The sequence below is a fragment of the Amycolatopsis sp. NPDC034160 genome, assembly GCF_055575355.1.
Genome location: NZ_JBVISU010000010.1, coordinates 252,714 through 279,196, shown reverse-complemented (window position 1 = coordinate 279,196; position 26,483 = coordinate 252,714). Strand labels below are relative to the sequence as shown.

Genomic DNA, 26,483 nt, shown 5'->3' with positions numbered 1-26,483 from the left:
TCCGCACCAGCACCCACCGCGTCACCGCACTAGCCAAAGCCATCCTCACCCTCGAATACAGCCTCAGCTAACCAAGATGGAAAAGGCTCATTGCGCTCTCCGGGACATCCCACGACGCATTTAGTCCTCTAAATGCGTCGTTCCCAGCCTTCACACCCCTCCCTGGATCTCGTGGTCACCGGGACTATCGTGCGTGACCGTGTGGATTTCGGGTCATCCAACGTCCCAAAATCCACACAGGGAGGGACATTGCCCGACAGGGCCGGTCGACCGGTATGCCGCGCCCCCAAGATTGCGGAGGGGCCGGGTCAGGCGGCGGTGTCGGCGGCTTCAGGGGCGGCGGCCGGGCGAGGGGCTCGCGGGGCCGGGCGACGCATCGTGAGCGCGGCGAGTACGCCCAGTAGGAGAACGGCCGCCGGCAGCAGCAAGGTCACCCGTGTCGCGTCCGTAAGTCCATTGTGGACAGCGTCGAGAGCGAGCCGCTGAGCCTGAGACGCCACCTCGGCGGGGAGGCCCGGAATAACCGCCTGTCCGGAAGAACCGAACTCGCCGGTCGATTCCGCGGCCTTCGCGATGCCCTCCGCGAACGGCGCGCGGTACTGCTCCGGCAACGCTGTCGCGGCCGAAGCCGCCTCGTCGGCGATCGACGCGCTGATCCGCGTCTGCAGCAGCACGCCGACGGTGGCGCTGCCGAGCACACCGCCGACCTGGCGGGCGGTGTTGAAGATGCCCGACGCGGTCCCGGTGAGCCGCGGTTCCACCGAACTCATCGCCAAATTGCCCATGGGGGCGAAGATGAAGCCGATCCCGACGCCCGCCACCAGCAGCGCCGGGGTGAGCGCCCACGCGTTCGCGTCGGCGTGGGCGAGCAGGGAGACGAGAGCCAGTCCCGCGGCGAGCGCGCTCAGGCCGATGACGAGCAGGATCTTGCCGTTTGGCGCCAGACGGGACACGCGTGACGCACGGCGGCGGCGCCCGTCAGCTTGCGCGGCGCCGACACCCGACATGGACCTCGTGCCCGTCGCGGACACCGTTTTCGCCGCGTCAGGGGCCGGCCCCTCGTTCAGCGAGGACCGGATGCCCGTGGTGTTCTCCCGGCTTTCGACCGGCACGGACTGCGTCCACATCGGGATGCGCGCCGCGCCCAAGATCGCCTAGTGTCGTGCGTCTGAAGTTCGTGTCGTAAGTACGTGCGCAAGCGCGGTGACCCTGTTCTCCGAACTCGCGTGCTCAGAGACGTGACTCGCGTGCTTGGAGGCGGATCTCGCGTGTGCGGTCTCCACGCACGCGAGATCCGCCTTTGAGCACGTGAGATACGGCTCAGAGCACGTGAGTGCGGGGTTTGATCCAGGTTCCCGCTGGACGCACGAACCTCCGGCGCGGGACACTAGTTCAGCGGTCTCGGCCCGATTTCGCGCTCGAGGAAGCGGTGGTACTCGATGGCCGCTATCGAGTTCTCCAGCTGTTCGAACGTGGGCGCGGGCAGTGCCCCGTTGAAGACGACCGTCAGGCTCTTGCGCGGGATGTTGATGACGTACGGATCGACGCCGAGTTCTTCGCAGTTCTCGCGAAGCACGGCCGTCCAGTGGTCCAGATCCTCGTCTTCACCGAGATGCTCCCATCGCGCGACGATCCAGTTGCCGTTGATCAGCTGACCCGCCATCTCTCGCGGATCGTGGACCATGTACGGCTCGGCGATGTCGTTCATCGGTCCAAGTGCTCGACGAGCGCGGCGAAGGACTCGGCCGGGACCACCAGGATCGGCCGGATCTCGTCCGGCAGGGCCCCTTGCTTGGTGTCCCGGATGCCCACCAGTCCGGGCAACCCGCCGACTTCGACGCAGGCGTTCTCCTCCCAGTGCGTGTAGGTCGACTTGTGCCAGCCGGTCATGCGTTCGTGCCAGTTGGTCATCGGAGTGCCTTTCCCCAGTGACTGTTTCGGCAAGTAGACGGGTTGCGTGGAGGCAAAGTTGTCGATTTCGGGTGATCTACCGCCGCGGTTCGGTGAACGGTCCGTGAAGGGCCCTGAAATCGCGCTCAGCGCAGGAAACGGGACCTTCAGCGACAGCCGCTTTACTTACGATGCACTCTCGGGGTGCATAAAACCAAGGGTCCTTGGTCACTGGAGCGGTTCAGTCGGCGAGGGCCCGGTAGTCGGCCGCGATCCGCGCCAGATGCGAGCACGCGACGTCGTCGTAGGTGGCGTAGCGCTGGACTTCGGCGAAGTTCTTCTCGTAGTCGGCGACTTCCCGTTCGTCGGTGACGAGCGCCGTGGCCGTCTGCGTTCCGAGGAGCACCGCGCGCGAGTCGTAGATGTCGAAACCGTGGAGGACGGCGACCGACACCGGCGTCGTCCACGGGATCACGCCGAGCCGTACCCGGCCGCGGCAGGACAGGTCGATGAGGTGGTCGAGCTGGGCCGCCATGGTCGTCGCCCCGCCCATGTTCCAGCGCAGGGCGCCTTCGGTCAGCACGAAGTGGAACTCACGGTTCGAGTCGAGGATCCGCTGGCGCTCCAGCCGGGCTTCGATCGTCTGGTCGCGTTCGCCGTCCGGCAGCGAGTCGCCGAACAGCGCGGTGATGTAGTCGCGGGTCTGGAGCAGGCCGAACACGATGGTCGGCTGGAAACTGCGGATCCGGGCGGACGCGGTCTCGATCTTGCCGATGCGCTGCTGCATCCGCCAGGCGCCCCGTTGCAGCACGACGCGGGCGGACGACGCCTCCTCGCGCAGGTCCCGGGTGATCGCGACCAAGGCCCGCCGGACGCTCGCCGAGGCGCGATAGGCGTGACACAGCGCGACGACCTGGTCCTCGGTCGGCATGAACGCGCCGGTTTCGACCCGGGAGACCTTGGACTGGCTGAGACCGGTGAGTCTCGCCGCCTCGGTGCCGGACAACCCGGCGGCTTTGCGCAGGCGGCGCAACTCGGTGGAGAGGTGGTCCTGGTTCGTCACGCACGGCCTTCTGAGGCGGATCCGGTCGGCAAGACTGTCACTCTAGTCCGCGGAAACCGGATCCGTGCTCCTCCGATGGCGCGCGTCAGCGAGGGAGAGCCGAGGCCCGCCAGGCGCCCTCACCGGGGGCGAGCGGGGCGCGCACGAGCGAAGCCTTGTCCGCCCACCACGATCCCCGTTTCGGTGCCGGTTCCGGCGCTCGCGCACTGGCCACCGCCACGACGACGGCGGTCAGCGCGGCGAGTTCGGCGTCGCTCGGATTGCCGCGGACGACCCGCAGCAGCGGGGTTTCGGGCGTGCTCACAGCGGGATGTTCCCGTGCTTCTTGGGCGGCAGCGTCTCTCGTTTGCCCTCGAGCAGCGAAAGCGCCTTCGCGATGTGGCCGCGGGTGTGCGCGGGCACGATCACCGAATCGACGTAACCACGCTCGGCCGCCGCGTACGGGTTCAGGAGGGTGTCTTCGTACTCCTGGATGAGTTCGGCCCGCAGCGCGTCGACGTCCTTGCCGTCGGCGGCGGCCGCGGCGAGGGTCTTGCGGTGGACGATGTTCGCCGCGCCCTGCGCGCCCATGACCGCGACCTGCGCGGTCGGCCAGGCCAGGTTGACGTCGGCGCCCAAGTGCTTCGACCCCATGACGTCGTACGCGCCGCCGTAGGCCTTGCGAGTGATGACGGTGACGAGGGGGACGGTCGCTTCGGCGTAGGCGTAGATCAGCTTCGCGCCGCGCCGGATGATGCCGTTCCATTCCTGGTCGGTGCCGGGCAGGAAGCCGGGGACGTCGACGAAGGTCAGGACCGGGATGTTGAACGCGTCGCAGGTGCGCACGAACCGAGCGGCCTTCTCGGACGCGTCGATGTCTAAGCAGCCGGCGAACTGGGTCGGCTGGTTCGCCACGATGCCGACGCTGCGCCCGTCGACCCGGCCGAAACCGACCAGGATGTTCGGCGCGAACAGCTCGTGTACCTCGAGGAAGTCGCCGTCGTCGACGACGCGGGTGATGACCTCGTGCATGTCGTACGGCTGGTTCGGCGAGTCCGGGATGAGCGTGTCGAGTTCGCGGTCGGACTCGGTGACGTTCTCGAAGAATCCGGGCTTCGGAGCGTCCGTCTCCAAATGCGGCGCTTCGGAGAGGTTGTTCGCCGGGAGGTAGGAGAGCAGTTCCTTGACGTAGGCGATGGCGTCCTCGTCGTCGGAGCCGAGGTAGTGCGCGTTACCCGAACGGGTGTTGTGCGTGCGCCCGCCGCCGAGCTCCTCGAACGAGACCTCTTCACCCGTCACGGTCTTCACGACGTCGGGGCCGGTGATGAACATGTGGGAGGTCTTGTCGACCATCACCACGAAGTCGGTCAGCGCGGGGGAGTAGACGTGCCCGCCCGCGTTGGCGCCCATGATCAGCGAGATCTGCGGGATGACGCCGGAAGCCTTGACGTTGCGGTTGAAGATCTCGCCGTACAGGCCGAGCGAGACGACGCCTTCCTGGATCCGCGCGCCGCCGCCCTCGTTGATGCCGATGATCGGGCGGCCGGTCTTGATCGCCAGGTCCATCACCTTGACGATCTTTTCGCCGTACACCTCGCCGAGCGAACCACCGAAGACGGTGACGTCCTGGCTGAAGACGCACACCGGACGGCCGTCGACGGTGCCGTAGCCGGTGACGACGCCGTCGCCGTAGGGCCGGTTCTTCTCCTGGCCGAAGGCCGTCGAGCGGTGCTTCGCCAGTTCGTCGAGTTCGACGAACGATCCTTCGTCCAGCAGCAGATCGATCCGCTCGCGAGCGGTCTTCTTGCCCTTGGCGTGCTGTTTCTCCACCGCCCTCGCGGAACCCGCGTGCACCGCCTCGTCATACCGGCGGTACAGGTCGGCCAGCTTCCCGGCCGTGGTGTGGATGTCCGGTTCATCCTCGGGCGGCGTCCCGAGCGGCTCCGTCGCACTGCTCATGAAACCGCAGCCTAGCTACTCGACGGTCACTTCGCGTGTGGCGTAGGCAACGTCCGTCGCTAGAGGGAAGCGCGCACCAGCCCCGACTCGTAGGCCGCGATCACCAGCTGTGCCCGGTCGCGCGCCGCGAGTTTGTGCAGGAGGTGGCCGATATGGGTCTTCACCGTCGCGAGCCCGAGGTGCAGTGTCCCGGCGATCTCGTCGTTCGACAGGCCGCGCGCGATCAGGCTCAGGACCTCGCGTTCGCGCGTGGTGATGTTGTCGAGCGAGGCCGAGACGCGCCGGCCCGGTTCGGGCAGTCGCGCGAACTCGGCGATGAGCCTGCGCGTGATCGACGGCGCGAGCAGTCCTTCGCCCGCCGCGACGACCCGGATCGCCGTCAGCAGCTCGGCGGGCGGGGTGTCCTTCAGCAGGAACCCGCTCGCTCCCGCGCGCAGCGCCGAATAGACGTAGGCGTCGAGGTCGAAAGTCGTCAGCATCAGCACATGGACGCCTTCGCAGGCCGCCGACGCGCAGATCCGCCGGGTCGCTTCGATGCCGTCCAGCTCCGGCATCCGGACGTCCATCAGCACGACGTCGGGGCGTTCCTTCTCCGCCAGTTCCGCCGCTTCCGCGCCGTTGCCCGCCTCGCCGACGACTTCGAGGTCGGGTGCGCTGTCGACGAGCACGCGGAAACTGCCGCGCAGCAACGCCTGGTCGTCGGCGATCAGTACGCGGATCATCGTGTCCCCACTTCCTTGACGGCGTACGGCAGCCGCGCGAACACCCGGAATCCCCCAGCGGGCAGTGGTCCCGCTTCGAAGTCACCACCGTAGACGGCGACGCGTTCGCGCATGCCGATCAAGCCGTGCCCGCCGGCGGTCGCGGGCGAACCGTCGCCGCGCCCGTCGTCGACGATCTCGACGCTGATTTCGCCCGGGGCTTCGGTGATCGTGACCCGGCAGGTGGACGGACCCGCGTGCTTCACGACGTTGGTCACCGCCTCCTGCGTGATGCGGTAGATCGACAGCGCGACGCCTTCGGGGAGTTCGTCCACCACCTCGCCGGTCAGCTCGACGTGCACCCCGGCCTGTCCGGCGCGTTCGGCGAGGGCCCGGAGATCGGCGAGTTTCGGGGCGGGGCCGAGCGCGGCCTCGTGCGTGCCGTCGCCGGAGCGGAGGACGCCGAGCATCCGCCGGAGTTCGACGAGGGTTTCGCGGCTGGTGAGTTCGATGACCCGCAACGCTTCGCGCGCTTCTTCGGGCTGTTCCCGCGCGACGTGGTTGCCCACGGCCGCCTTCACCGCGATCAGGCTCATGCTGTGCGCGACGACGTCGTGCATTTCGCGCGCGATGCGCAGCCGTTCGTCCGAAACCGCCTGATGCGCTTGGGCGTCGGCGAGCTGGGCGAGGTTCACCTGCCGTTGCCGCGCGGTCCAGCCGAGCGCCCAGGAGCCCGCCATCCCGCCGCCCGCGAAGGCCGTCGAGGCGAGCGTGCTGGGTCCCAGATGAAGGAATTCGAGGAACACCACGACGACCAGGCCTGCGCCCATCGCGATCAACGAGCGGGAACGTGGATGTTCCAGTGCCACGGTGTAGAGGGCGGACGCGGTGGCCAGCGCGGACGCCGGGCCGAGACCGCCGCCCGCTAGCGAGGCGGGGAGCATCGTGCCCAGCGCGAGGGCGAAGGCCGTCACCGGCCGGTGACGGCGTACCACGATGGCTGCCGCGCAGGCGGCGGTGGCGACCCAGGCGAGCCAGACGGGAATGGCGACGGTGAACGTCCACGTCTCCGCCGCGAGGTTCCCGCCGACGGCCACCACCAGCACCAACGCGAGGAGGACGTCGATCGTGTGCGCCACCCGATTGGGGAGCATCGGTGGCTGTTTCATACGGCGAACTTAGCCGGACGGGTGGCGCGTGCGCGTCCGTCCGGTGGAGGTCATCCCCAGGGTGGAGATCAGCTTCCGTAGGCCGCCGCGAAGAACTCCTTCAGCTTCTCGCGCCAGCTTCGCAGCGCCTCGGGCACGACGTCGTCCTGTCCACGGGGGACCGTCTGGGTCAGCTCGACCATGGTGCCGTCGAGCGCGGAGTGGGTGAACTCCCAACGGACGACGCCGCCCCGCGGCAGGGAGAGCTCCAGCAACCGCGGCGGTTCCTCCCGAAGAATCGTGCCCGCCGCCTTCTCAGGGGTGAGCAGTGCCCAAACCTCGTCGAGGGGGCTCCACATCAGATCACGGCGGAAGCGGATCACCTTGCCGTCGCCGGTTTCGAGGACTTGGCCGTCGGCGAGCCCGAACTCCTCGACGTAGGCCTCGATGGAGCCGGCCCAGTCCTGCGGCGGCTCGTGTTCTTCGCCGTCGAGCAGGGCGACGAGCGCCACGAGGCAGCTGTCCCAACCGGCGGCCGTGCGGCCCGCCGCGATCCGCGCGATGGCGGGTTCGCCCCGGCCGAACGTATGGGTGAACAGCAGGCGGCAGCCGTCTTCCTCCGGGCGGATCTCCCAGCGGAGGACGTCGTCGTTCCAGCTGAACGCGAACACGCGGGGTGCGTCGGCTTCGAGGACCTCGCCCGCTGTCGGAGTCTCTTCACCCTCGAAGGTGAACTCGATGGTTCCGCCTGGCCGCAGGTCGACGGTGACCGCCGCGGGGAACCATCGCGCGAGTTCCGCCGGTTCGGTGACCGCCCGCCAGACGCGCTCGGGACTGTGCGCGAGCCGTCGTTCGATGCGGAGGGCCGGGCGTTCTCCGGCGGTTTCCAACCTGGCGCGACCGGTCACGGTTACCTCCTAATGTGCTGCTAGGGGAATATAACCGTGGAGGAATACTAGGTCAACCGCCGCGCAGGGCCGCCACCGCACCCTTCAGTTCGGGGTCGGCGTGGGCCTTGTCGAGTGCCGCGGCCAAGACTTCCCGGTAGGTCGGCTCGGTTTCGCTGTACCGCTTCCTTCCTGCTTCGGTGATGCAGGTGTAGACCCCGCGACGATCGTTCTCGCAGGGGTCGCGATCGGTCAGGCCGGCGTCTTCGAGGCGGACGACCATCCGGCTCACGGAACTCTGGTTGAGCCCGATCGCCTCGGCGAGTTCCTGCATGCGCAGGACGCCCTTCTCGGTGGCGGCCAGCTTGCCGAGCGCGCGGAACTCGGAGAGGCCGAGTCCGTGCCGTCGCTGCAGCGCCTTCGCGAGCTCTTGTTCGACCCGCCCGTGCAGCGTGAGGACGCGAGCCCACGCCAGTTCGTCGGCGTTCATGGCGACCTCCCTGATTCGCTTGACAACAGTTTACCTGCAGTGACAGCATCTGTTTGTACATACATGTACTTTGAAAACACTTCGGAGGGGATCGCGATGACCGAGGACCGAAGCTTCCTGTTCCTGCTGGGGAGCGCCCGCGCGGGCGGGAACACGGAGATGCTGGCGAGGCGGGCGGCGAAGGAGTTGCCCCGGAGTGTCAAGCAGCGGTGGATCCGGACGTCCGAGCTGCCGCTGGCGCCGTTCGTCGACCGGAAACACGACGGCGCGGACTTCGTCCCGCCGGCCGGCAACGAGCGGTCGCTGTTCGACGCGACCATGGCCGCCACGGATCTGGTGATCGCGTCACCGGTCTATTGGTACAGCGTGTCGGCGTCGGTGAAGCTGTACTTCGACCACTGGGCGGCCTGGCTGGACCAGCCGGAACTCCGCTTCAAGGAGCAGATGCGCGGTAAGACCCTGTGGGGTGTGAGCGCACTGGCCGAGCGACCGGAGCAGGCGGAACCGCTGATCGGCACCCTCCGCAAAACCGCCGGATATCTCGGGATGCACTGGGGTGGGCAGTTGCTCGGCAACGGGAGCCGTCCTGGCGACGTCCTGCTGGACGAGGACGCGCTCAAGGCGGCCGTGACCTTCTTCGCGGGGGCGGATCTCGTGCGCGCGTGAGCTTCAGGACGTGTGGACACCGATTCCGCCCTGGCCTGGCGCGAGGTGGTCGCGCAGGACGAGGTCCTCGTCGTAGTCGCCGCCGTTCTGGGAACGAAACGGGATCGGGTCGCTTGTGGGCAGTGTCCGCAAGCGGTCGCGCAGCGCTTCGACAGCGACGGCGTACTGCTCGGGGCTGACGCGGTCGGCGCCGCAGATCATCAGCGGCGGGAGGACGGACATTCCCGCGTACCACAGGGTTCCGTGCTGCAGGGGGAACAGCAGGTCATTGAGCTCGCCGTTCACGCCCCGCGGTCCGATCGTGGCTTCCGGCGCGCCCGCGGTCAGCAGGACCATGGCGCGCTTTCCGGACAGCTTCCCTTCGCCGTAACGCGCCGTCTTGCCGTCGGAACGCTGGACTCCGTAGGCGAAACCCTTGACGAAGACGCGGTCGAACCAGCCCTTGAGGATCGCGGGCATTCCGTACCACCACAACGGGAACTGGAAGATCACCGTGTCCGCCCAGGCCAGCTTCTCGTGTTCCGCCCGGATGTCCTCGCTCAGTTCGCCCGAGGTGAAGGCGTCCTTCGAGGTCGCGCCGATGATCAGCCGGTCGCTCTCCGCCGCCGCGCCGAAGTCGTCGGCGTCGACGACGGGTTTCCATTTCATCGCGTACAGGTCGGATTCCCGGACGTTCGCGCCCTGTTCGCGGAGCGTGCGCAGCCCTTCGTCGCGCAGCGAGCCGCCGAGGGAACGAGGTTCTGGGTGGGCGAAGATCCACAACACGTTCATGACTCCAAGATCTCTCGACGGGCTCGCGGAATCGAGTGGCCCGATGGCCATCATGTGCAAGAATCGAGCCGTGAGCTTCTTCACGGGGCCGGGTCGCCATCGCGTCGCCGTGCTGGTCCGGCACGGCATGCTGGTGATGGAGCTGGGCATCGTCGTCCGGCTGTTCGGCACGGCCAAATCGGGCGACGGTGAGCCGCTGTACGAAGTCATCACCTGTACGCCGGAGCCCGGCGAGATCCGGACCGACGCCGACGTCACCGTCTCGGTCCCGCGCGGACCGGAAGTGCTGGCCGAGGCCGACACCGTCGTCATCCCGGCGTCGTCCACCGAGTACGAGCCGTCGGGGCACGACCTCACCGAACCGCTCGCGCGTGCCTTGGCGCTGATCCGGCCGGACGCCAGGATCGCGTCGATCTGCACGGGTGCCTTCGTGCTCGCCGCCGCCGGACTCCTCGACGGCCGGAGGGCGACCACCCACTGGCGCTCGGCGCTGGACTTCCAGGCGAAGTTCCCGAAGGTCGACCTCGATCCGGGCGTGCTCTACACCGACGACGGCAACGTGCTGACCGCGGCGGGCGTCGCGTCCGGCATCGATCTCTGCCTGCACATGATCCGGTGCGATCACGGTGCCGCCGTCGCGAACGAGGTCGCGCGCGGAACGGTCGTCTCGCCCCATCGGGAAGGCGGCCAGGCGCAGTTCATCCGCCGTCCGGTGCCGGAACCGCAGTCCTCGTCGACCTCGGCGGCGCGGGCCTGGGCGCTGGAAAACCTCGACCGGCCGCTGACGCTGCGCGAACTCGCGGCGAAGGAGTCGATGAGCACGCGGACGTTCACGCGACGTTTTCGGGAGGAGGTCGGGATTTCGGCGTTGCAGTGGCTGACCCAGCAGCGGGTCGAACGGGCCCGCCAGCTGCTCGAAGAGACCGACCTGCCGGTGGATCGGATCGCCACCGAGGCGGGGTTCGGCACCGCCGCGTCGCTGCGCCAGCATCTCCAGGCCGCGTTGGGAGTCTCGCCGAGCGCGTACCGGAACACCTTCCGCGAGGCGGTCTAAGAGACGCCTACGGCACTGACCGGCTGGTAACTTACCCGGAAATAAGTTCCGGAGGTGGTCAGTGACGACAGCGAAGGCCCTCAAGTTCGCCGAGCGGGTGCTGTTCGGTGCCGCCGCGATCGGCACCGTGTACTCCGCGAGGACGGGCAACCGGCGGATGCAACTGGTGACCAAACCGGCCGCGGTGCCCGTGCTCGCCGCCCGGGTCGCGCGATCGCGAGGGCTGGGGCGAGGGGAGAAGGGCCTGCTCGTCGCCGCTTTGGTCGCGGCAGGCGCCGGTGACCACTTCATGGGCAGGTCCGACGAAGACGGTCAGCTGATCAGGGGCGCGACGTCGTTCGGTGTGATGCAGGTGCTGTACTCGACGCTGCTTTGGCGCCGCGGTGCCCGGCCGCGCGCCGCGACCGTGCCGCCCCGGCTCGCCGCGTGGGTGGCGGCCGCGGTGTCGATGGCGCTGCCGAAGCCGTCTCCGGTGTCCTCGGTGCTTTCGGTCTACGGAGGGCTGCTGAGCGCGACGTCGACCCTGGCGGCAGACCCCGTCTTGGCGCCGAAGGCCAAGGTTTCCGGCGGGATGGTGGTCCCTTCGAGCGATCGCCGGACCTGGATCGCCGCCGGCGCGCTGCTGTTCTCCGCGTCGGACCTGGCGATCCTCATTCGCCGCAACTTCGTCACCAGTGAGCGGGTGCGGGCCGGTCTCGAAACGTTCGTGCTGACGTCGTACCTCGCCTCCCAGTGGCTGCTCGTCGAAGGCATGACCACCGAGGACTAGAAAGTTAAGTACTCACTTGACTATGACTGCCCGCGGGCGGATAGTTAAGCATGTGCCTAATCAACGGATGGATCAGGTGTTCAAGGCGCTCTCTGACGGGACGCGCCGCGAAATAATCGAGCGCCTTACCCGGGGACCCGCCTCGGTGGGGGAGCTCGCGCAGCCGTTGTCGATGTCGCTGCCCGCGGTGATGCAGCACCTCCAGGTGCTCGAAACCTGCGGGCTGGTCCGGTCGGAGAAGGCGGGGCGTGTCCGCACCTGCCACCTCGAACCGGACAGGCTGCGGATGGCCGAGGACTGGCTCGGCGGGCAGCGCACCGGCTGGGAACACCGGCTCGATCGCCTTGGTGACTTTCTGGATTCCGATGAAGGGAAACGGTCATGACCGTCAAACACGCCACTTTCACCCTCGAACGCGTCTATTCCGCGCCCCCGGAGCGCGTTTTCGCGGCCTGGGCCGATCCCGCCGCGAAAGCGGGCTGGTTCACCATGCCCGGCGGCGGGCATTCCCTGGACTTCCGCGTGGGCGGCCAGGAGGTCACCACCGGTCCTTCCTATGACGGGAAGCGGATGGTCTTCGAAGCGCGCTACGAGGACATCGCCGAGAACGAGCGGATCGTCTACGCGGGCACACTCTCCGCGAACGACGTTCTGGCGACCGTGTCGGTCACGACGGTGCTGCTCGAAGCCGAGGCGGACGGAACCCGGCTGACGCTGATCGAGCAGGGCACCTTCCTTGACGGACGCGAAGAGCCGAGCTGGCGGGAACAGGGAACGGGCGACTGGCTCGACAAACTGGGCAAAACACTGTCGCGATGATTTCGGGCAGGATGGGCACATGCTGACCGCTGAGCTGATCGTCGACAGCCATTTCCCGTCGGAACCCGCGCTTTCCCCCGACGGGAAATGGGTGGCCTACCAGGTCTCGACCATCACGAAAGGTGTCCCCGAGATCTGGCTCGCCGCTGTGGACGGCAGCGAAAAGCCGCGGAAGCTGGCCGAGGGGTCCTCGCCCCGGTGGTCCGCGGATGCCCTCTATTTCCTCCGGGACGGCCGTGTCTGTTCGCGGGACGAGGAGCTGTTCGCTTGGGAAAGCGAGATCACCGGATTCCTGCCGCTGCGCGACCGGATCGTGTTCATCGCCGAGGACGAGGCACCGGTTCCGGACATCCGGGTCTGGAGCGAGAGCCTTCGCCCGGCGCGGCTGCGGAGCTTCGACCCTCGAACCGGCGAGATCACGACACTGATCGAAGACCACGTCGTCGACGTCGCCCGCAGACCGGACGACAAGGCGCTCGCCGTCGTCACCTGGCCGACGCCCGAACCCGACCCTGGTGGTCTCGAACCCCGGCTTTCCTTACTGGATCTGGAATCCGGCGAGCGGCGTGACCTCGGTCAGGTCGCGGTCGAAGCCAGCAGCCCCGTTTGGTGGCAGGACGAGGACGGCTGGCACATCGCGTATCTCGGGACGCCGGAACTGGTGGGCGGCTGGGCGGTCTTCGATGTTCCCGTGGAAACCGGGGAACACCGGAACCTGACACCGGAATCGGCCTGCCCGGTCAGGCTCGCTCAGGTCGATTCCGGCGTTCCGCTGGTACTCGTCGCCGACGGTCTCGACACGGCGCTCCACCGGCTCGGGTCTGGCGAAGTGTCGTTCTGGCGTGGACAAGCCGACGCGGTGACGTCGAACGGCGAGATCGTGGCCACCGTGCTGAGTACCGCGCACCGGCCAAAAGATGTCCACTGTGGACCGGTGGGCGGACCGTTGACACGAGTGAGCGATACCGCGCCGGAGTTCGCCGACTTTTCGTGGGGGGCGCAGGAACGCCTGTCCTACAAGGCTTTTGATGGACTGACGTTGGACGGCCTGCTGGTCCTCCCGCCGGGTAAGACTCGGGCCGACGGACCTTTCTCGCTGGTCACGCTGGTTCACGGCGGACCGTACGACCGGTACGCGGACCGCTTCATGCTCGGCTGGATCCCGTCGGCGCAGTGGCTGGCCCTGGCAGGGCACGCCGTCTTCCTGCCGAATCCCCGTGGGGGACAAGGCCATGGGCACGAATTCGCCGCTTCCGTCGCGGGACGGGTAGGCCTGGAGGAATGGAGCGATCTCGAGACCGGGATCGATCTCCTCATCGCCGAAGGAGTGGCCGACCCAGAGCGGCTCGGGATCGCGGGCGGGAGTCACGGCGGATATATGACGGCCTGGGCCGTCGGGCAGACTCCCCGGTTCAAGGCGGCGCTGATGGTCGCCGGGATCTGTGACTGGGGAATGCTCGCCGCGACCGGTGAACTCGGTCCGCGGATGGAAGCCGCGCATAGCGGGAGTATCGGCTGGGAAGGGACAGGCCCGCACCGGCACGATCAGCTCAGCCCGATCTCCTACGCGTCGAAGATCGAGACCCCCGTGCTGATCGTGCACGGCGCGGACGACACGAACGTCCCCTTGTCCCAGGCGGAATTCTTCCACCGCGCGCTACTCCACTTCGGCGTCGAACACGACCTCGTCGTGTATCCCGGCGAAGGGCATTCGTTCCGCGGACGTAATCACCAGCTGGACCTGCTCCGCCGGACTCACGAGTGGTTCGCGCGCCTGCTTTAGCTCCGTCCGGGAACGTAGGTGCCGAAAGTCCACTCGTACCCTTCGAGATCGTCGACCCGGCAGCGGTAGTTCCCCCATTCGGTATTCACCGGTTCCCAGACGGTGGTCGCCCCGGCTTCGATGGCGGAGGCGAAGACGGCGTCCACGGCCTTTTGCGTCGGAAGACTGACGTAGAGCCCGTGGCCGACCGTCTCGCCCTTGCGTGCCGGACGGTCGTAGTCCTCCTCCGCGCTGAACACGATGATGCCGACTCCGCCGAGCCTCAGTTCGGCATGCTGGATCAGGCCCTTGTCGTCGGCGTACTCCGCGACGGTCTCGAAACCGAAGGCGCGTTCGAGCCAGCGGAGCGCCTTCGGAGCGTCGCGGTAGGCGAGGTAGGAGTGGAGAGCCGCGGTGCGTTCGGTGGTTTCGGTCATGGGCACAGCCTGGCAACCGATGCGGACAACCACGGTCCTCGATTCGCGGCGTTTTCACCACAGCAGGCGGACGCCGAGCGCGGTGATCAGCGCACTGGAGGCGAGAGCGGTGACCAGCCGTCCACGACGTCCGGTCAACGCCTTGCCGAGGACCGCGCCGCCGCCCGCGAGGAACAGTTGCCAGCTGGCCGAGGCCACGAACGCCGCGAGCACGAAGACCACGTGCTCCGCGCCGGTCGCCGCGGCCATGTCCTCGCTGCCGAGCACGAGCGCCGCGAAATAGACCACCGTGGCCGGGTTCAGCAGCGTGATCCCGAGCAAACTCACGAAGGCCTTCAGCGGTCCGATCGCCACGGGCTGGGTCACCTTGGCGTTCGCGGAGGCGCGGAAATTCCGGATCCCGGTGAGTCCGATGTGGACGGCCAGCCCGAGCAACACCACCACCGAAACCCAGCGCAGCGGTACGGCGATCGGTTGGATGACCGGGAGAAGCCGGCTGCCGCCGAGTACCGCGATGAAGGCGTAGAGGCCGTCGGCCGTGGCGACCCCGAGCGCGGCGTACGCGCCGATCTTGAGTCCTGTCCGAGCCGTCAGCACCACCAGATAGGTCCCGACCGCGCCCACCGGAATGGCGATGCCATAACCGGCGAGCAGGCCCGCGACGAGCGCGGCGCTCACGGTCGGACTGGTGTCGGCCTCCGACCGGGACCGGCCTGCTGCTGCACCCGCACCCGTCGGACGACGGAGGGCGAGGACAGGAAGGTGATGGTCGAAGTCATGTGCTGAAGGATGCGAACCGGCGGGCCCGCGCGCAACACATTTACGGATCGGGAGGGGTCCTGCCCGAGGGTGACGCCGATCCTCCGTCGTGAGTGGCGATTCGGGTTAGAACCCGAATCGCCACTCACGACCAACCCAGCCCACTCGGTCGCCAGGATGTGTCCCTGTGGACAGTGGCGCCCGGTCGGCGTCCAGGATCAGGCCCGCACGATCTCGACTTCGCAGGGCCCGTGACTCTCGCAGTAGGGATCTCGCCAGACATCGTCCTGTCGAGTCAGACACCGGTCGTCTGCAGAACGGCGTCCAGGTCGCTCAGCAGCCGAGCCTTCGGCCGTGCGCCGACGATTGTCCACACCGGACCGCCGTCGCGGAAGAGAATCAGCGTCGGCAGGGACATGACCTGGTAATTCCGTGCCGTCAGAGGGTTTTCGTCGGAGTTGAGCTTGCGGATGAGCAGCGTGTCGGCGCGCTCGTCGGCGATCTCGGCGAGCACCGGCGCGATCATGTGGCAAGGCGGGCACCACTGCGCCCAGAAGTCCACCAGGACGGGCTTGTCCTGGTCCAGGACGAGTTCTTGGAAGGTTTCGTCGGTGACGACGGAAAGGGACGACATCTCAGGACTCCTTGTTCTCCGGCATGACGACGCACGGCCCCGGCGGTGTTTTCAACGCGCCGGCCAATTTCGCCAGCAGGCTGTCCCGCACGTCGTTGAGCCTGGCCAGGCAGGCGTCCACCTCGGCGAGTTTGCGTTGGTAGACCTCGATCGAATCGGCGCACGAGTCGCCGGTTTCGTGACCGGCGCGCAGACACTCGACGAACGGCCTGGTGTCTTCGAGGCTGAGCCCGACCGCTTGCAGGGTCAGGATCTCGTTGACCAGGCGATAGTCGTCTTCGTCGTACTCCCGGTAGCCGTTCGACGCGCGCCGTGCGTCGAGAAGCCCCTGTGACTCATAGAAACGCAGCGCGCGGGTGGTGGTTCCGGTACGCGCGGCGAGTTCGCCGATCCGCATGGTTCCGAGCGTAAACCTTGCCCTTGGCGTCAAGGCAAAGACGAAATCCGGGTGCCCGGTTTCGGTTGGTCCGACCGGTCAGTCGTCGAGATCCACCCGGATGGTGAGGAGCTGGGTGCCGATCGCCTGCACGGCGGCACTGTTGAGCCTGGGCAGGGCCTTGAGCCGGGCACGCGGGTCGTCGTCCGGGAGCAGGTGCGCCGTGCCGGTGTGCCACTGGCCCTTGAGCCGGAGCCGGACGCGCGGATCGGCTTGGATGTTGCGGACGTACTGCGACTTCTCGCCGAACTCCGAGACGATCCAGAACTCGCGGCCCACCCGGCGCCCGCCGATCGGTGTCTGCCGGGGCACCCCGGATTTACGGCCTGTGGTCTCGAGGACCGGCTGGTTCGGCAATCGGCGGAGAAGCGGGTTGCCCACATGCCGCTGGAAGGTCGTGGCCACCCGGTGCTTGATCTCGTGAAAGCGCGACATACGGCTCCTGGTGCTCGGAGAGGTGGGCAAGGTCAAGGGTGCCCGAGTGCGGTTCGGCGCACCAGCGGCACGTCGTTCGCGTCAGTACGGTCGGCACATGGTGAAAGAGTTCGACGTGGACCTGGGGGACGGGGCCACCCTGCACGCGTATGACACGGGCGGGACCGGCTCGGTGGTCTTCTGGCACCACGGAACCCCCAACATCGGAGCTCCACCCGGGCCGCTGCTCGCGGCCGCCGAGCGACTCGGGCTGAGGTGGGTCTCCCACGACCGGCCTGGTTACGGCGGCTCGACGCCTCGGCCCGGTCGAGATATCGCGTCGGCGGCGTCGGATGTCGCGAAGATCGCCGACGCCCTGGAGATCGAGAGCTTCGCGGTCTTCGGGCACTCCGGCGGCGGCCCGCACGCGCTCGCGTGCGCGGCGCTGCTGCCCGAACGGATCTCGGCAGTGATCGGTGTCGCGAGTATGGCGCCGTACGACGTCGAGGGGCTGGACTGGTTCGCGGGCATGGGCGCGGCAGGCGTCGAGTCGCTGACCGCCGCCCTGGCCGGACGAGCGGAAAAGACGGAATACGAGGCATCGGCCGAGTACGACGCCGAGATGTTCACCGCGTCGGATCACGCGGCCTTGAAGGACGACTGGGCCTGGATCCACGAGGTCGTGGGTCCCGCTATCGATGGCGGCCCGGGTGGGCTGATCGACGACGATCTCGCGTACGTCGCGCCATGGGGATTCCAGCCGTCCGACGTCGAAGCGCCGGTTCTGCTCCTGCACGGTGGCGCGGACCGGATCGCCCCGCTCGCGCACGGGGAGTGGCTCGCGCGGCAATGCGCCACAGCCGAGTTGCGCAGTTTTCCCGAGGACGGGCACATCTCGGTACTCCGGCACGGGGAGGCGGCGCTGGACTGGTTGGCCGAGTGCCGGTGACGCGCGGCATCGTTCTCGTGCGACACGCCGAGTCCGTTCCGCCAGCGCCGGGAGGGCCCGACAACCCGGACCGGCCCCTGACAACGGCGGGCGCGGCGGCAGCGGAACTGCTCGCTCAAGAACTCGGGCTACGCCGTGCCCTACGCGCGCAGCTGGGCCGACGCGAATTTCGCCCCTCCGGGCGAGAGTCTCCGGCAACCGACGGTGAGAGCGATCGTCGCAGTTCTCGCGGAAGATGCCGATGCCCGCCGTCTACCTACTGCGTTTGGCGGAGCGGTGAAGTCACCTTCGCACGCGCGTCGACGTGGGAAGATCGCGCACCGTGAAACGGAGAACGCTGGTGGGTCTCGGCCTTTTCTGGTTGACCGCGTGGGGTGAGTTCGTGCACTGGCGGGCCAGCCGGGCTCTGGCGCACGAACGCCTGCCTGCTCGTACCGAGGCGGTCGTCGTACTCGGATACCGGAACGCTCGCGGCGACCGTGCCAACGCGCTGAACCGCTGGCGGGGTCGTGAGTGGCGATTCGGGTTAGAACCCGAATCGCCACTCACGACCAACCCGCGGCACGCTCTCCTAAGCCGCCGGGCGGCCGGCACCGGTGTAGTCGTCGCCCTTCGAGTGATACGTGTGGATCTGGATCGCCTGGCCCTGGGTCGGCGCGTTGATCATCAGGCCGTTCCCGAGGTAGAGCCCGACGTGATGGATCCGCGTCGCCGGGTTCCCGTAGAACACGAGATCGCCGAGTTTCGGCTCCTGGCCGGCGGGCACCTGCGGCAGCGCCCGGAACTGGCTGTCCGCGGTCCGCGGCAGCCCGACACCGGCTTCATCGTAGGACGCCTTCGTCAGCCCGGAGCAGTCGAAGCCCGCCGCGCCCGCTTCGGGTCCGTTGCCGCCCCACACGTACGGGAGTCCCAGTTGGCCGAGGGCGAACCGGGTCGCCTTCACCGCGGGGCTCCCGGCTCGCGCCGGGTCGAGCGAAAGGGTCGCGTACAGCTGGGCGTTGCCGAGGACGCGCTGGCGGAACAGCTCGGTCTCGGTGCCTTTGCCGCCTTGGTACCCGGCGATCGCCTTCCACCAGCCGTTGCCGCCGCCGAGGTCGGCTCCGGAAGCGCACAGCGCGCGACCGGCGGCGACCGCCGCGGAGTCGGGGTCGCCGAGCGCGGGTTTCGCGATTCCGGGGATCGAAGTCCCGTGCTTCTTCCACTGCTGTGCCGACAGGCCCATGGGGTTGTCGCCGCCGCGTCCGTGGTTCGAACTCGCCGCGCCGACCCCCGCCAGGGTGACCCAGGAAAGGTGACAGTTCGGCTGCTCGGCGCGTAGCGCCAGCTCGCCGTTCGCGTACCCCATCAGAGACTTCGCCGGGATGTCGAGCGGTCCGGCGAGCTTGGTGGCCCATTCTTCGAGCGGCCGGGCGCCCTTCGGTGTCTCCTGGGCCTTGACCGGTGCGCTGACTTCGAGGACGGAGGGACCCGCGCCGCCGCCGACGGTGGCGGGGTCCTGGTTGGCCGCCGGGACGGGGACCGGCTGGGGCCCGTCGGCGGGTGCCGGGTCGTTGCCGCCCGCGAGCAGCCAGCCCGCTGTCGCGAGCCCCGCGACCAAGGGGAGGGCGACCAGGCCGCGCATCGCCACACCATGCGCCCACGACTTGTTCTTCGGGCTGCTTGCGGCGGGCTCGGGCTCAGTCACGCCGTCCAGGTTATTCGAGGCCACCTCTGCGTAACGAGCGAACGTCTTGCACGTTAGGGGGACTCTCATATTCTGGACGAATGAGTGAGACGGGAGCGCTCGACGCCGAGCGTCTGAGTGCCGCGCTGTCCGGCCGGTACGCCGCGATCCAGGTCGTGGCGAGCACCGGGTCCACCAACGCCGACCTGCGGGAAGCCGCCGCGAAGGGGGTCGAGGACCGCACCGTGCTGATCGCCGAAGAGCAGACGGCCGGGGTCGGCCGCCGCGCCCGGCACTGGTCTTCGCCGAAGGGATCCGGCCTCTACGTCAGTGTCCTGCTGCGTCCACGCGAGGTTCCGTTCGCCAATCTGGGTTCACTTTCCGTGGTCGCGGGGCTCGCGGTGCGGGAGGTCGCCGCGAGCCTGGGTGTCGACGCCGTCCTCAAGTGGCCGAACGACGTCCTGGCCGGGCCGGGGCGCGCCAAATGCGCGGGAATCTTGGCCGAGGCCGTCTCCGGTGACGAGACCACCGTGGTCCTCGGCATCGGACTGAACGTGCTGCCGCTAGGCGAGAACGTCCCGGCCGGGCCCGGCGGTCTTCCGGCGACGTCGCTGGCCGAGCAGGGGGCGGACGAGACCGATCGCGCCGAAATCGCCACTCGGCTGCTCACCCGTTTCGACGAACTCGAACACCGCTGGCGGCTCGCCGGCGGGTCGCTGGCCGAAGCGGGCCTGCTCACCGACTACCGGCGGCATTGCGCCACGCTGGGCCAGGACGTCGAGGTCCAGCTGCCCGACGGCTCGGCACTGACCGGCCGTGCCGCCGACATCGATCCCGCCGGCCAGCTCCAGGTCGACGTTCCCGGTGGCGAGCGGTACACGGTGTTCGCCGGAGACGTCGTCCACGTGCGGCCAGCCGGGGCCTGACCCGGCCGTGGCGGCGGGTTTCGATTTGCGGCGCCTCCTCTTCCGCCGGGACGGTTCGCCGGTACGGTGAGCTCACCAGCGCCGAACACACTTTGGGAGCGTCCGTCGTGGCCTATCCGGACGATTTGCTCAGCGAAAACGAGCACGTCGTGGTGCACAGTCACCCGCATTTCAAAATGCTGATCTTTCCCTTCCTCGCGCTGATCGTCACGCTCGGCGTGGGTACCTGGCTGGGCATCCTGGCGAAGGACGCGACGGCCCCTTGGGACTTGATCTCGCTGATCGCCGTCGGCGTCATCGGGCTCGGTCTCATCGTGTGGCTGTTCCTCGCGCCGTTCGTCCGCTGGCGCACGACGCACTTCATCGTGACCACGGACCGGCTGATCGCCCGCGAGGGCGTGCTCAAGCGGACCGGGATCGACATCCCGCTGTCGCGGATCAACAGCGTCCAGTTCGAGCACGGGCTGCTGGACCGCGTGTTCGGCTGCGGCACGCTGGTGATCGAGTCCGCGTCGGACGAACCGCTGAAGTTCGACGACATCCCCAAGGTCGAGCGGGTGCACACGGTCATCTACCGCGAGGTCAACGACAACCCGTACGACGACTACGCGCCGGGCGCCCCGCAACAGACCGAACCCTTGCCGCCGCAGGGGCATCCGCCGCGCGGAAACCGGCGGCGTTGATGGGTACGCGAGAGCTGGGGCTGCCCGATCGCGTCCCGTCCGCCTCGGCGTTGCCGGACCGGGTGACGATCTGGGAGGTCGGCCCGCGCGACGGCCTGCAGAACGAGAAGTCGATCGTTCCGGTCGAAGTGAAGATCGAGTTCCTGGACAGGCTCGCCGACGCCGGATTGACCACGCTCGAAGCGACCAGTTTCGTGAGCCCGAAATGGGTGCCGCAGCTGGCCGACGCCGAGCGGCTCCTGGCCGGGCTCGACCGCCGCGAAGGCGTCCGTTACCCGGTGCTCGTCCCGAACGAGCGCGGACTGGACCGGGCGCTGGAGGCCGGTGTCTCGCAGATCGCGATCTTCGCCAGTGCCACCGAGACCTTCGCCAAGAAGAACCTCAACTCGTCGGTGGACGACCAGTTCGCGATGTTCGAGCCGGTCGTCACCCGGGCGCGGGCCGAAGGTCTCGACGTGCGCGGCTACGTGTCGATGTGCTTCGGCGACCCGTGGGAGGGCGCCGTCCCGGCCACACAGGTCGCCGGGGTGGGCAAACGCCTGCTGGACCTCGGGTGTTCGCAGCTTTCGCTCGGGGACACCATCGGCGTCGCCACCGCGGGTCAGGTCGAGGCGCTGATCGGGCAGTTCGCCGACGTCTCCGCCCTCGCCGTGCATTTCCACGACACCTACGGGCAGGCGCTCGCGAACACGTTGGCCGCCCTCCGCTGCGGTGTATCCACTGTGGACTCGTCCGCCGGTGGGCTGGGTGGCTGCCCGTACGCCGAATCGGCCACCGGGAACCTCGCGACCGAGGATCTGGTGTGGATGCTCGACGGTCTGGGCGTCGAAACCGGGGTCGACCTCGACGCGTTGGTGTCGACGAGCAAGTGGATGGCCGGGCAGCTGGGCAGGCCGAGCCCGTCCCGGGTGGTCAACGCGCTCGCGGGATGAGGTCGGAAGCCGCCTTTGACGCGCTTTCGGGTATTCACCAACGAGAACGCCGGTCGGCGATAAGGTCTTGACGCGTCCTGTCCGCTGCCTCCCCCTTCACCGGTGGGATCGATTCCTTGGGGAGTGCGGTGACCGATCCGAGCGAGGCCGGGACAGGCCCGATCCGGTTGCCTGTGTCGTTCGAAGGCGCCGACGCGCCGACGCCGCCGCAGGGTCTACGGGCTCCGTACACGCCTTCGCCATGGCCACCCGCCGTCGCGCCGTTGCGGATGCCGTTCCCGCCGCAGGCCCCGCCGCCCGCGCCGCCGTTACCCGTCGCTCCGCCCCCGATGGGGGCCTTGCGGACCGAACGGGAGAGCGTGATCGCGCTGTTCCTGGTGCACATGTTCCCCATCGGGCATCTTCCGGTCGCGATGGCCAAACCGGCGCGCCAGCTGCCGCTTCCCGAGGGCGGCTCCGGTCCGCTGGATCACCCGGAAGCACACGTGCTGGACGACCTGGACGCGTTGACGCACGTCAGCGGCGGTTTCCGGCGTTCGCCGACGACACAGGCCGCCGTAGGCCCACCGGCGTTGATGAGGGGACACGACCCGTGGGGCGGCGAGTCCCCAGAGGACTGGACGCGCCGGTTCACCGACGAAACCGGGTACTCGTGGCCTCCCGGCGAGCTCTTTCCCGAGGGTGGCATCGACCAGCCGACTCCGGTGATGCTCGAGGTCGGCACCCATCTCGACCGGTTCGGGGATCAGCACGGCCGGGTGTTCGCCGAGGACGCGACCTTGTATTCGATGCGCTCGTTGCCGCCCGACCAGATCGCCGCCTATCGGCGATACCGCGTCGTCCGGCCGTTGCCGGTCTGGCGCTCGGTGAACGCCGAATGGTTCGGCCAGCCGGGCGGTGGAGTGCGCTTTCGCGCGGTGCTGGGCGCGGATGAACTCGTCACGCTGGGCTTCCTGGCGGACGTCACGGGGGAGGTTCGGTGAACACGGGGACGATCCTGCGGTGGCTGGCCGCGTTGGGCGTGCCGCCCGAAGTGGTCTCGGTCGGCGCGGAGACGGACAACGCCTGGTGTCTCATGCGCGTCGAGGAAGAGGGCGCCGAGCCCGCCTGGGAAGTGTTCTGGCGCGAGCAAGGCAACCGATACGACTGGGCGCGTTTCACCACCGAACAGGTCGCGTGTCACTACCTTTTCGGCCGCCTGGCCTGGTCGCAGGTCGCGCGTGGCGCGGTCGGCCTGCTGCCCGGCGCGCACTGACGGAGTTTCGCGGGGTCGTGAGTGGCGATTCGGGTGAGAACGGACCCTCTCCCCTGTACTGGGGAAGGTGCGTCTGGGGCGACCGTGGCGTTTACCGAGTCCGTGAAGGACTCCTTTCCTACCTTTAGGGTAGGCAAGGAGTCCTTCACGAACCGGCCGATACTCGGCCCCCAGTAGGTACCTAAAACACCGTCGGGTCAGAACCCGACTCGCCACTCACGACCACCCCGACCCAGCTGGTACCGCCGCCGTGCCGCCGTGAAGTACGTGAAGGCCCCCTTGCTTGCGCTAGGCGCGGTGAAGGGGGCCTTCATGTACTTGGGAAGGTGAGCTGTGGCTGGTGGTGCTGCTGCTGAGGGGACCTTCACGGACCGGCCGCTATCCGGCGCACCCGCCGTAGGTACCTAAAACACCCTTGGCTAGAACCCGACTCGCCACTCACGACCACCTGTATCGCGCGGCCAGTTGACCGTCAGCGCTTCAGGATGGCGAGTACTTCGTCGTGGAGCAGACCGTTCGTCGAAAGGGCTGAGCCGTTGTCGTAGCGCGCCTCGCCGGAAAGGTCGGTGAACCGCCCGCCGGCCTCGGTGATCAGCACCTGGGCGGCGGCGACGTCCCACGGGTTCACGATGCATTCCGCGGTGACGTCGAGCGCGCCCTCGGCGACCAGGCAGTGGTGCCAGAAGTCGCCGAAAGCGCGGCTTTCCCAGCACGCGTTGACGAGGTCGAGGTACTTTTCCCGTGAGTGGTACTCGACCCACGAGTTCAAGTCCGTTGTGGACAGATAGGCGTCTTCGAGCGAGGAGACCTTCGACACCGACAGGCGCCGTTCGCCGCCGGAGTCGCGCATCCAGGCGCCGTCCCCCGTGGCCGCCCACCAACGGCGGCCGAGCAACGGCGCGCTGATCAGGCCCACCACCGGCGTACCGTCTTCGACCAGCGCGATCAGCGTCGCCCAGACCGGGACACCGCGCAGGAAGTTCTTGGTCCCGTCGATCGGATCGAGCACCCAGGCCCGGCCGGTCGCGGCCGAACCGCCGCGTTCTTCACCGAGCACGGCGTCGCCCGGGCGTTCTGTGGCGAGGATCGCGCGGATGGCGTCTTCGACGGCCGTGTCCGCGTCGGTGACCGGTGTGCGGTCGGGTTTGCGTTCCACGGCCAGGTCCAGCGCGCGGAACCGGTCGGTCGTGATGGCGTCGGCGGCGTCGGCCAACCGGGACGCGAGTTCCAGATCATTCTCGTAGCCGGGCACGGTCACGATGCTTTCACGCCCGGCGGCCGTAGAGTTGGCCAGGTGAGCAAGGTGCTACTCGCCGAGGACGACCCGGCCATCGCCGATCCGCTTTCCCGCGCTCTCCAGCGGGAGGGATACGACGTGCGGGTCGTCGGTGACGGGCCCGCCGCTCTCGACGCGACCGAGAGCGACCGGGTCGATCTTCTGGTCCTCGATCTCGGCCTGCCCGGAATGGACGGTCTCGAGGTGTGCCGCCGCCTGCGCGCCAGCGGGACGGAAGTGCCGGTGCTGATGCTCACCGCGCGCACGGACGAGGTCGACTTCGTGGTCGGGCTCGACGCCGGTGCCGACGACTACGTCGCGAAGCCGTTCCGGCTCGCCGAACTGCTGGCCCGCATCCGGGCGCTGCTCCGCCGCCGGGCGCCCGAGGTGCTCGAAGCCGGGGGAGTGCGGATGGACCTCGGTGCCCGGATGGTCACCGTGGACCTGCACGAGGTGCAGCTGGCGAACAAGGAGTTCGAGCTGCTGCGGGTGCTGATGAGCCGGGCCGGTCAGGTCGTCAGCCGCGACGAGATCCTCGCCGAGGTGTGGAACGACCTCGAATCGAAGACTTCGAAGACGCTCGACATGCACATGTCGTGGCTCCGGCGGAAACTCGCGATCGCCGCGGACGAGGCGGCGGGCCGGACGGGCAAGCCCGGCGGGAACGGCGACGGCGAACGGCGGATAGCCACGGTCCGCGGCGTCGGCTTCCGCTTCAACGCGGAATAGCATGCGCCGCCGTATCCTCCTGGCGATCCTGCTCGCCGTCGCGGTGACCGCGGCGGTGCTGGGCATCCCGCTCGGGATCACCGCCTGGCAGCTGGTCGAGAACCTCAACCGGGAGAACCTCGCGTCGTCGGCGCGCGGGATCGCCGCGACGCTCGACAGCGAGATCGCCATCGGCAAGCCGATCGACCTCGACCTGGTCCGGGTGGCCGTGCCGCAGGGCGGGTTGCTCACCATCCGAGCTCAGGGACAGACGGAGAAGCGGTACGGCTCCGACCCCGGCTCCGACGTGGTGTCCGAGCGGGCGCCGATCGCGTTGCACGGCGAGGTCGAGCTGGCCATGCCCGCCGGGCCGATGCGCACCCGCCAGACCCAGGTGACGTTGCTGGTGGTGCTGCTCGTCGTGTTGTCGGTGGGCACCGGCACGGTGGTCGCGACCGTGACGGCGCGGCGGCTCGCGAAACCGCTGAGGCATGTCGCCGATCGCGCGGTCAAACTCGGTGGCGGTGATTTCCGGCCGGACCCGAAACGCTACGGCGTCGGCGAACTCGACATGGTCGCCGAAGCCCTCGACGCGTCCGGTTCGGCGCTGGCGCAGCTCGTCCAGCGAGAACGCCAGCTCGTCGGCGACGTCTCCCACCAGCTGCGGAGCCGGTTGACCGCGTTGCAGCTGCGGCTCGAACCGCTCACCGTCCATCACGATCAAGACGTGGTCGACGAGGCGAAGGCGGCGCAAGAACAGGCCGACAGGCTGGCCGAGGCACTCGACGAACTGCTGGCGGCGGCGCGTGCCGCCAGCGAGGTCGGCGCGGAACCGGTGAATCTGCCGGAGGTGCTGCCCGAGGTTTCCGAGGAATGGCGACAGCTGCTTCGCGCCGAAGGCAGGCATCTGCGGCTCCGCGTCACCGACGGGCTGAGGGCCCGGGCCACCCCTGGCCGGTTGCGTGAGGTCGTCGGCGTATTGCTGGACAACGCCCTGCGCCACGGGGCGGGAACGGTGACGCTCGCCGCCCGCCGCGGTGACACGGACGGCACCGTGGTCATCGAGGTCGCCGACACCGGATCGGGTGTGCCCGACGAGCTGGCTCCGCACATCTTCGAACGCGGGTTCTCCGGCGGTGGCTCGACCGGGGTCGGGCTCGCGCTCGCCCGCGCCCTCGTCGAGGCCGACGGCGGGCGGCTGGAGCTGTCGAGCAAACAGCCCGTGGTGTTCAGCCTCTTCCTGAAGGTCCCTCGCCCTGGCGATGTGGCCGAAGTGCGTTGGCCGGCTGAGCGAGTCCCTCGTTGAGTTGTGGCGACCAACGCCGAATGGTGTGCGCCGGTGCTCAGTCCCGGTACTCCGCCGTGCAGGGCGAAGAGGAACAGGTCGACGCTCGATATCGCCGTCTCCGTCTGCCAGGTGGGTTTCGGCGGATCCAGCCGGACCACCGTTCCC

At 68.5% G+C, this 26,483-nt stretch carries 33 protein-coding genes; 15 read left to right on the top strand and 18 right to left on the bottom strand.

Going from position 1 to position 26,483, the window contains the following annotated elements; all coding sequences use genetic code 11:
• Nucleotides 1-308 precede the first annotated feature (308 nt).
• Nucleotides 309-953 (bottom strand): MFS transporter, encoded by a 645-nt coding sequence (locus tag ACZ54P_RS21860; protein WP_465463390.1) that lies wholly within the window; start codon nucleotides 951-953, stop codon nucleotides 309-311.
• Between the two features lie 52 nt (nucleotides 954-1,005).
• On the opposite strand from ACZ54P_RS21860, the gene ACZ54P_RS21855 reads away from it, so the two are divergent.
• Complete coding sequence (locus ACZ54P_RS21855) at nucleotides 1,006-1,158, top strand: hypothetical protein (protein WP_465463389.1); 153 nt, start codon at nucleotides 1,006-1,008, stop codon at nucleotides 1,156-1,158.
• A 229-nt stretch (nucleotides 1,159-1,387) separates the two neighbouring features.
• Here ACZ54P_RS21855 and ACZ54P_RS21850 read toward each other — a convergent pair whose 3' ends face one another.
• The 9 genes from ACZ54P_RS21850 to ACZ54P_RS21810 all read right to left on the bottom strand — a co-directional run bounded on the left by ACZ54P_RS21850 (nucleotide 1,388) and on the right by ACZ54P_RS21810 (nucleotide 8,117).
• On the bottom strand, nucleotides 1,388-1,708 hold the full coding sequence (locus tag ACZ54P_RS21850; protein WP_465463388.1) for a hypothetical protein: 321 nt from the start codon (nucleotides 1,706-1,708) through the stop codon (nucleotides 1,388-1,390).
• Nucleotides 1,705-1,911 (bottom strand): DUF397 domain-containing protein, encoded by a 207-nt coding sequence (locus tag ACZ54P_RS21845; protein WP_465463387.1) that lies wholly within the window; start codon nucleotides 1,909-1,911, stop codon nucleotides 1,705-1,707. The genes ACZ54P_RS21850 and ACZ54P_RS21845 overlap by 4 nt, the downstream gene beginning before the upstream one ends.
• A gap of 220 nt (nucleotides 1,912-2,131) precedes the next feature.
• Nucleotides 2,132-2,953, bottom strand: a complete 822-nt coding sequence (locus ACZ54P_RS21840; protein ID WP_465463386.1) for a helix-turn-helix domain-containing protein — start codon at nucleotides 2,951-2,953, stop codon at nucleotides 2,132-2,134.
• A gap of 85 nt (nucleotides 2,954-3,038) precedes the next feature.
• Nucleotides 3,039-3,257 (bottom strand): acyl-CoA carboxylase subunit epsilon, encoded by a 219-nt coding sequence (locus tag ACZ54P_RS21835; RefSeq protein WP_465463385.1) that lies wholly within the window; start codon nucleotides 3,255-3,257, stop codon nucleotides 3,039-3,041.
• A complete protein-coding gene (locus ACZ54P_RS21830; protein ID WP_465463384.1) occupies nucleotides 3,254-4,891 on the bottom strand; it encodes an acyl-CoA carboxylase subunit beta in 1,638 nt (545 codons plus the stop codon). Before ACZ54P_RS21830 ends, ACZ54P_RS21835 begins: the two co-directional genes overlap by 4 nt.
• A gap of 59 nt (nucleotides 4,892-4,950) precedes the next feature.
• The gene (locus tag ACZ54P_RS21825) at nucleotides 4,951-5,613 is read right to left on the bottom strand and encodes a response regulator (RefSeq protein WP_465463383.1); all 663 of its coding nucleotides are present in this window, start codon (nucleotides 5,611-5,613) and stop codon (nucleotides 4,951-4,953) included.
• A complete protein-coding gene (locus ACZ54P_RS21820) occupies nucleotides 5,610-6,761 on the bottom strand; it encodes a sensor histidine kinase (RefSeq protein WP_465463382.1) in 1,152 nt (383 codons plus the stop codon). Before ACZ54P_RS21820 ends, ACZ54P_RS21825 begins: the two co-directional genes overlap by 4 nt.
• A 68-nt stretch (nucleotides 6,762-6,829) precedes the next feature.
• Nucleotides 6,830-7,648, bottom strand: a complete 819-nt coding sequence (locus tag ACZ54P_RS21815; RefSeq protein ID WP_465463381.1) for an SRPBCC family protein — start codon at nucleotides 7,646-7,648, stop codon at nucleotides 6,830-6,832.
• 52 nt (nucleotides 7,649-7,700) lie between these two features.
• The gene (locus ACZ54P_RS21810; RefSeq protein WP_465463380.1) at nucleotides 7,701-8,117 is read right to left on the bottom strand and encodes a MarR family winged helix-turn-helix transcriptional regulator; all 417 of its coding nucleotides are present in this window, start codon (nucleotides 8,115-8,117) and stop codon (nucleotides 7,701-7,703) included.
• Nucleotides 8,118-8,213: 96 nt separating this feature from the next.
• Here ACZ54P_RS21810 and ACZ54P_RS21805 point away from each other — a divergent pair, with 96 nt between their 5' ends.
• Nucleotides 8,214-8,783 carry a flavodoxin family protein gene (locus ACZ54P_RS21805; RefSeq protein ID WP_465463379.1) on the top strand — a complete coding sequence of 190 codons (570 nt, stop codon included), beginning with the start codon at nucleotides 8,214-8,216 and terminating at the stop codon, nucleotides 8,781-8,783.
• A 3-nt stretch (nucleotides 8,784-8,786) separates the two neighbouring features.
• Here ACZ54P_RS21805 and ACZ54P_RS21800 read toward each other — a convergent pair whose 3' ends face one another.
• A complete protein-coding gene (locus tag ACZ54P_RS21800; RefSeq protein ID WP_465463378.1) occupies nucleotides 8,787-9,554 on the bottom strand; it encodes an NAD(P)H-dependent oxidoreductase in 768 nt (255 codons plus the stop codon).
• A gap of 43 nt (nucleotides 9,555-9,597) precedes the next feature.
• Here ACZ54P_RS21800 and ACZ54P_RS21795 point away from each other — a divergent pair, with 43 nt between their 5' ends.
• From ACZ54P_RS21795 to ACZ54P_RS21775, 5 genes are all read left to right on the top strand, one after another.
• Complete coding sequence (locus ACZ54P_RS21795; protein WP_465463404.1) at nucleotides 9,598-10,608, top strand: GlxA family transcriptional regulator; 1,011 nt, start codon at nucleotides 9,598-9,600, stop codon at nucleotides 10,606-10,608.
• 61 nt (nucleotides 10,609-10,669) lie between these two features.
• Nucleotides 10,670-11,377 (top strand): lysoplasmalogenase family protein, encoded by a 708-nt coding sequence (locus ACZ54P_RS21790; RefSeq protein WP_465463377.1) that lies wholly within the window; start codon nucleotides 10,670-10,672, stop codon nucleotides 11,375-11,377.
• A gap of 67 nt (nucleotides 11,378-11,444) precedes the next feature.
• Nucleotides 11,445-11,762, top strand: a complete 318-nt coding sequence (locus ACZ54P_RS21785; protein ID WP_465463376.1) for an ArsR/SmtB family transcription factor — start codon at nucleotides 11,445-11,447, stop codon at nucleotides 11,760-11,762.
• Nucleotides 11,759-12,196 (top strand): SRPBCC domain-containing protein, encoded by a 438-nt coding sequence (locus tag ACZ54P_RS21780; RefSeq protein ID WP_465463375.1) that lies wholly within the window; start codon nucleotides 11,759-11,761, stop codon nucleotides 12,194-12,196. Before ACZ54P_RS21785 ends, ACZ54P_RS21780 begins: the two co-directional genes overlap by 4 nt.
• Before the next feature lie 19 nt (nucleotides 12,197-12,215).
• On the top strand, nucleotides 12,216-13,979 hold the full coding sequence (locus ACZ54P_RS21775; RefSeq protein WP_465463374.1) for an alpha/beta hydrolase family protein: 1,764 nt from the start codon (nucleotides 12,216-12,218) through the stop codon (nucleotides 13,977-13,979).
• On the opposite strand, the gene ACZ54P_RS21770 is transcribed toward ACZ54P_RS21775, so the two are convergent.
• The 5 genes from ACZ54P_RS21770 to ACZ54P_RS21750 form a co-directional block, all read right to left on the bottom strand.
• Complete coding sequence (locus tag ACZ54P_RS21770; protein WP_465463373.1) at nucleotides 13,976-14,395, bottom strand: VOC family protein; 420 nt, start codon at nucleotides 14,393-14,395, stop codon at nucleotides 13,976-13,978. The two genes, ACZ54P_RS21775 and ACZ54P_RS21770, sit on opposite strands and share 4 nt — an antisense overlap.
• Nucleotides 14,396-14,449: 54 nt before the next feature.
• Complete coding sequence (locus ACZ54P_RS21765) at nucleotides 14,450-15,073, bottom strand: LysE/ArgO family amino acid transporter (RefSeq protein ID WP_465463372.1); 624 nt, start codon at nucleotides 15,071-15,073, stop codon at nucleotides 14,450-14,452.
• A gap of 376 nt (nucleotides 15,074-15,449) precedes the next feature.
• On the bottom strand, nucleotides 15,450-15,788 hold the full coding sequence (gene trxA, locus ACZ54P_RS21760; protein ID WP_465463371.1) for a thioredoxin: 339 nt from the start codon (nucleotides 15,786-15,788) through the stop codon (nucleotides 15,450-15,452).
• Between the two features lies 1 nt (nucleotide 15,789).
• Entirely contained in the window at nucleotides 15,790-16,185 is a 396-nt protein-coding gene (locus ACZ54P_RS21755) for a MerR family transcriptional regulator (protein WP_465463370.1), read from the bottom strand.
• Nucleotides 16,186-16,263: 78 nt separating this feature from the next.
• Nucleotides 16,264-16,659 carry a nitroreductase/quinone reductase family protein gene (locus tag ACZ54P_RS21750; RefSeq protein ID WP_465463369.1) on the bottom strand — a complete coding sequence of 132 codons (396 nt, stop codon included), beginning with the start codon at nucleotides 16,657-16,659 and terminating at the stop codon, nucleotides 16,264-16,266.
• A 97-nt stretch (nucleotides 16,660-16,756) separates the two neighbouring features.
• Here ACZ54P_RS21750 and ACZ54P_RS21745 point away from each other — a divergent pair, with 97 nt between their 5' ends.
• Nucleotides 16,757-17,587 (top strand): alpha/beta fold hydrolase, encoded by an 831-nt coding sequence (locus ACZ54P_RS21745; RefSeq protein WP_465463368.1) that lies wholly within the window; start codon nucleotides 16,757-16,759, stop codon nucleotides 17,585-17,587.
• A 571-nt stretch (nucleotides 17,588-18,158) separates the two neighbouring features.
• Here the strand turns inward: ACZ54P_RS21745 and ACZ54P_RS21740 are convergent.
• Complete coding sequence (locus tag ACZ54P_RS21740; RefSeq protein ID WP_465463367.1) at nucleotides 18,159-19,271, bottom strand: C40 family peptidase; 1,113 nt, start codon at nucleotides 19,269-19,271, stop codon at nucleotides 18,159-18,161.
• 80 nt (nucleotides 19,272-19,351) lie between these two features.
• On the opposite strand from ACZ54P_RS21740, the gene ACZ54P_RS21735 reads away from it, so the two are divergent.
• The 5 genes from ACZ54P_RS21735 (at nucleotide 19,352) to ACZ54P_RS21715 (ending at nucleotide 23,046) form a co-directional block, all read left to right on the top strand.
• Entirely contained in the window at nucleotides 19,352-20,176 is an 825-nt protein-coding gene (locus ACZ54P_RS21735) for a biotin--[acetyl-CoA-carboxylase] ligase (protein ID WP_465463366.1), read from the top strand.
• Nucleotides 20,177-20,283: 107 nt separating this feature from the next.
• Complete coding sequence (locus ACZ54P_RS21730) at nucleotides 20,284-20,859, top strand: PH domain-containing protein (protein WP_465463365.1); 576 nt, start codon at nucleotides 20,284-20,286, stop codon at nucleotides 20,857-20,859.
• Nucleotides 20,859-21,791, top strand: coding sequence for a hydroxymethylglutaryl-CoA lyase (locus ACZ54P_RS21725; RefSeq protein WP_465463364.1), 933 nt, complete (start codon nucleotides 20,859-20,861; stop codon nucleotides 21,789-21,791). Before ACZ54P_RS21730 ends, ACZ54P_RS21725 begins: the two co-directional genes overlap by 1 nt.
• A 128-nt stretch (nucleotides 21,792-21,919) precedes the next feature.
• Complete coding sequence (locus tag ACZ54P_RS21720) at nucleotides 21,920-22,774, top strand: TNT domain-containing protein (RefSeq protein ID WP_465463363.1); 855 nt, start codon at nucleotides 21,920-21,922, stop codon at nucleotides 22,772-22,774.
• Entirely contained in the window at nucleotides 22,771-23,046 is a 276-nt protein-coding gene (locus ACZ54P_RS21715; RefSeq protein ID WP_465463362.1) for a hypothetical protein, read from the top strand. The genes ACZ54P_RS21720 and ACZ54P_RS21715 overlap by 4 nt, the downstream gene beginning before the upstream one ends.
• Before the next feature lie 472 nt (nucleotides 23,047-23,518).
• Here the strand turns inward: ACZ54P_RS21715 and hisN are convergent, their stop codons facing one another.
• Complete coding sequence (gene hisN, locus ACZ54P_RS21710; protein ID WP_465463361.1) at nucleotides 23,519-24,304, bottom strand: histidinol-phosphatase; 786 nt, start codon at nucleotides 24,302-24,304, stop codon at nucleotides 23,519-23,521.
• Nucleotides 24,305-24,340: 36 nt separating this feature from the next.
• Between hisN and ACZ54P_RS21705 the strand changes: the two genes are divergently transcribed.
• Nucleotides 24,341-25,051 (top strand): response regulator transcription factor, encoded by a 711-nt coding sequence (locus ACZ54P_RS21705; protein ID WP_465463360.1) that lies wholly within the window; start codon nucleotides 24,341-24,343, stop codon nucleotides 25,049-25,051.
• A gap of 1 nt (nucleotide 25,052) precedes the next feature.
• Nucleotides 25,053-26,336: an ATP-binding protein gene (locus ACZ54P_RS21700; RefSeq protein ID WP_465463359.1), complete on the top strand. Its 1,284-nt coding sequence runs from the start codon at nucleotides 25,053-25,055 to the stop codon at nucleotides 26,334-26,336.
• Nucleotides 26,337-26,483: the final 147 nt, after the last annotated feature.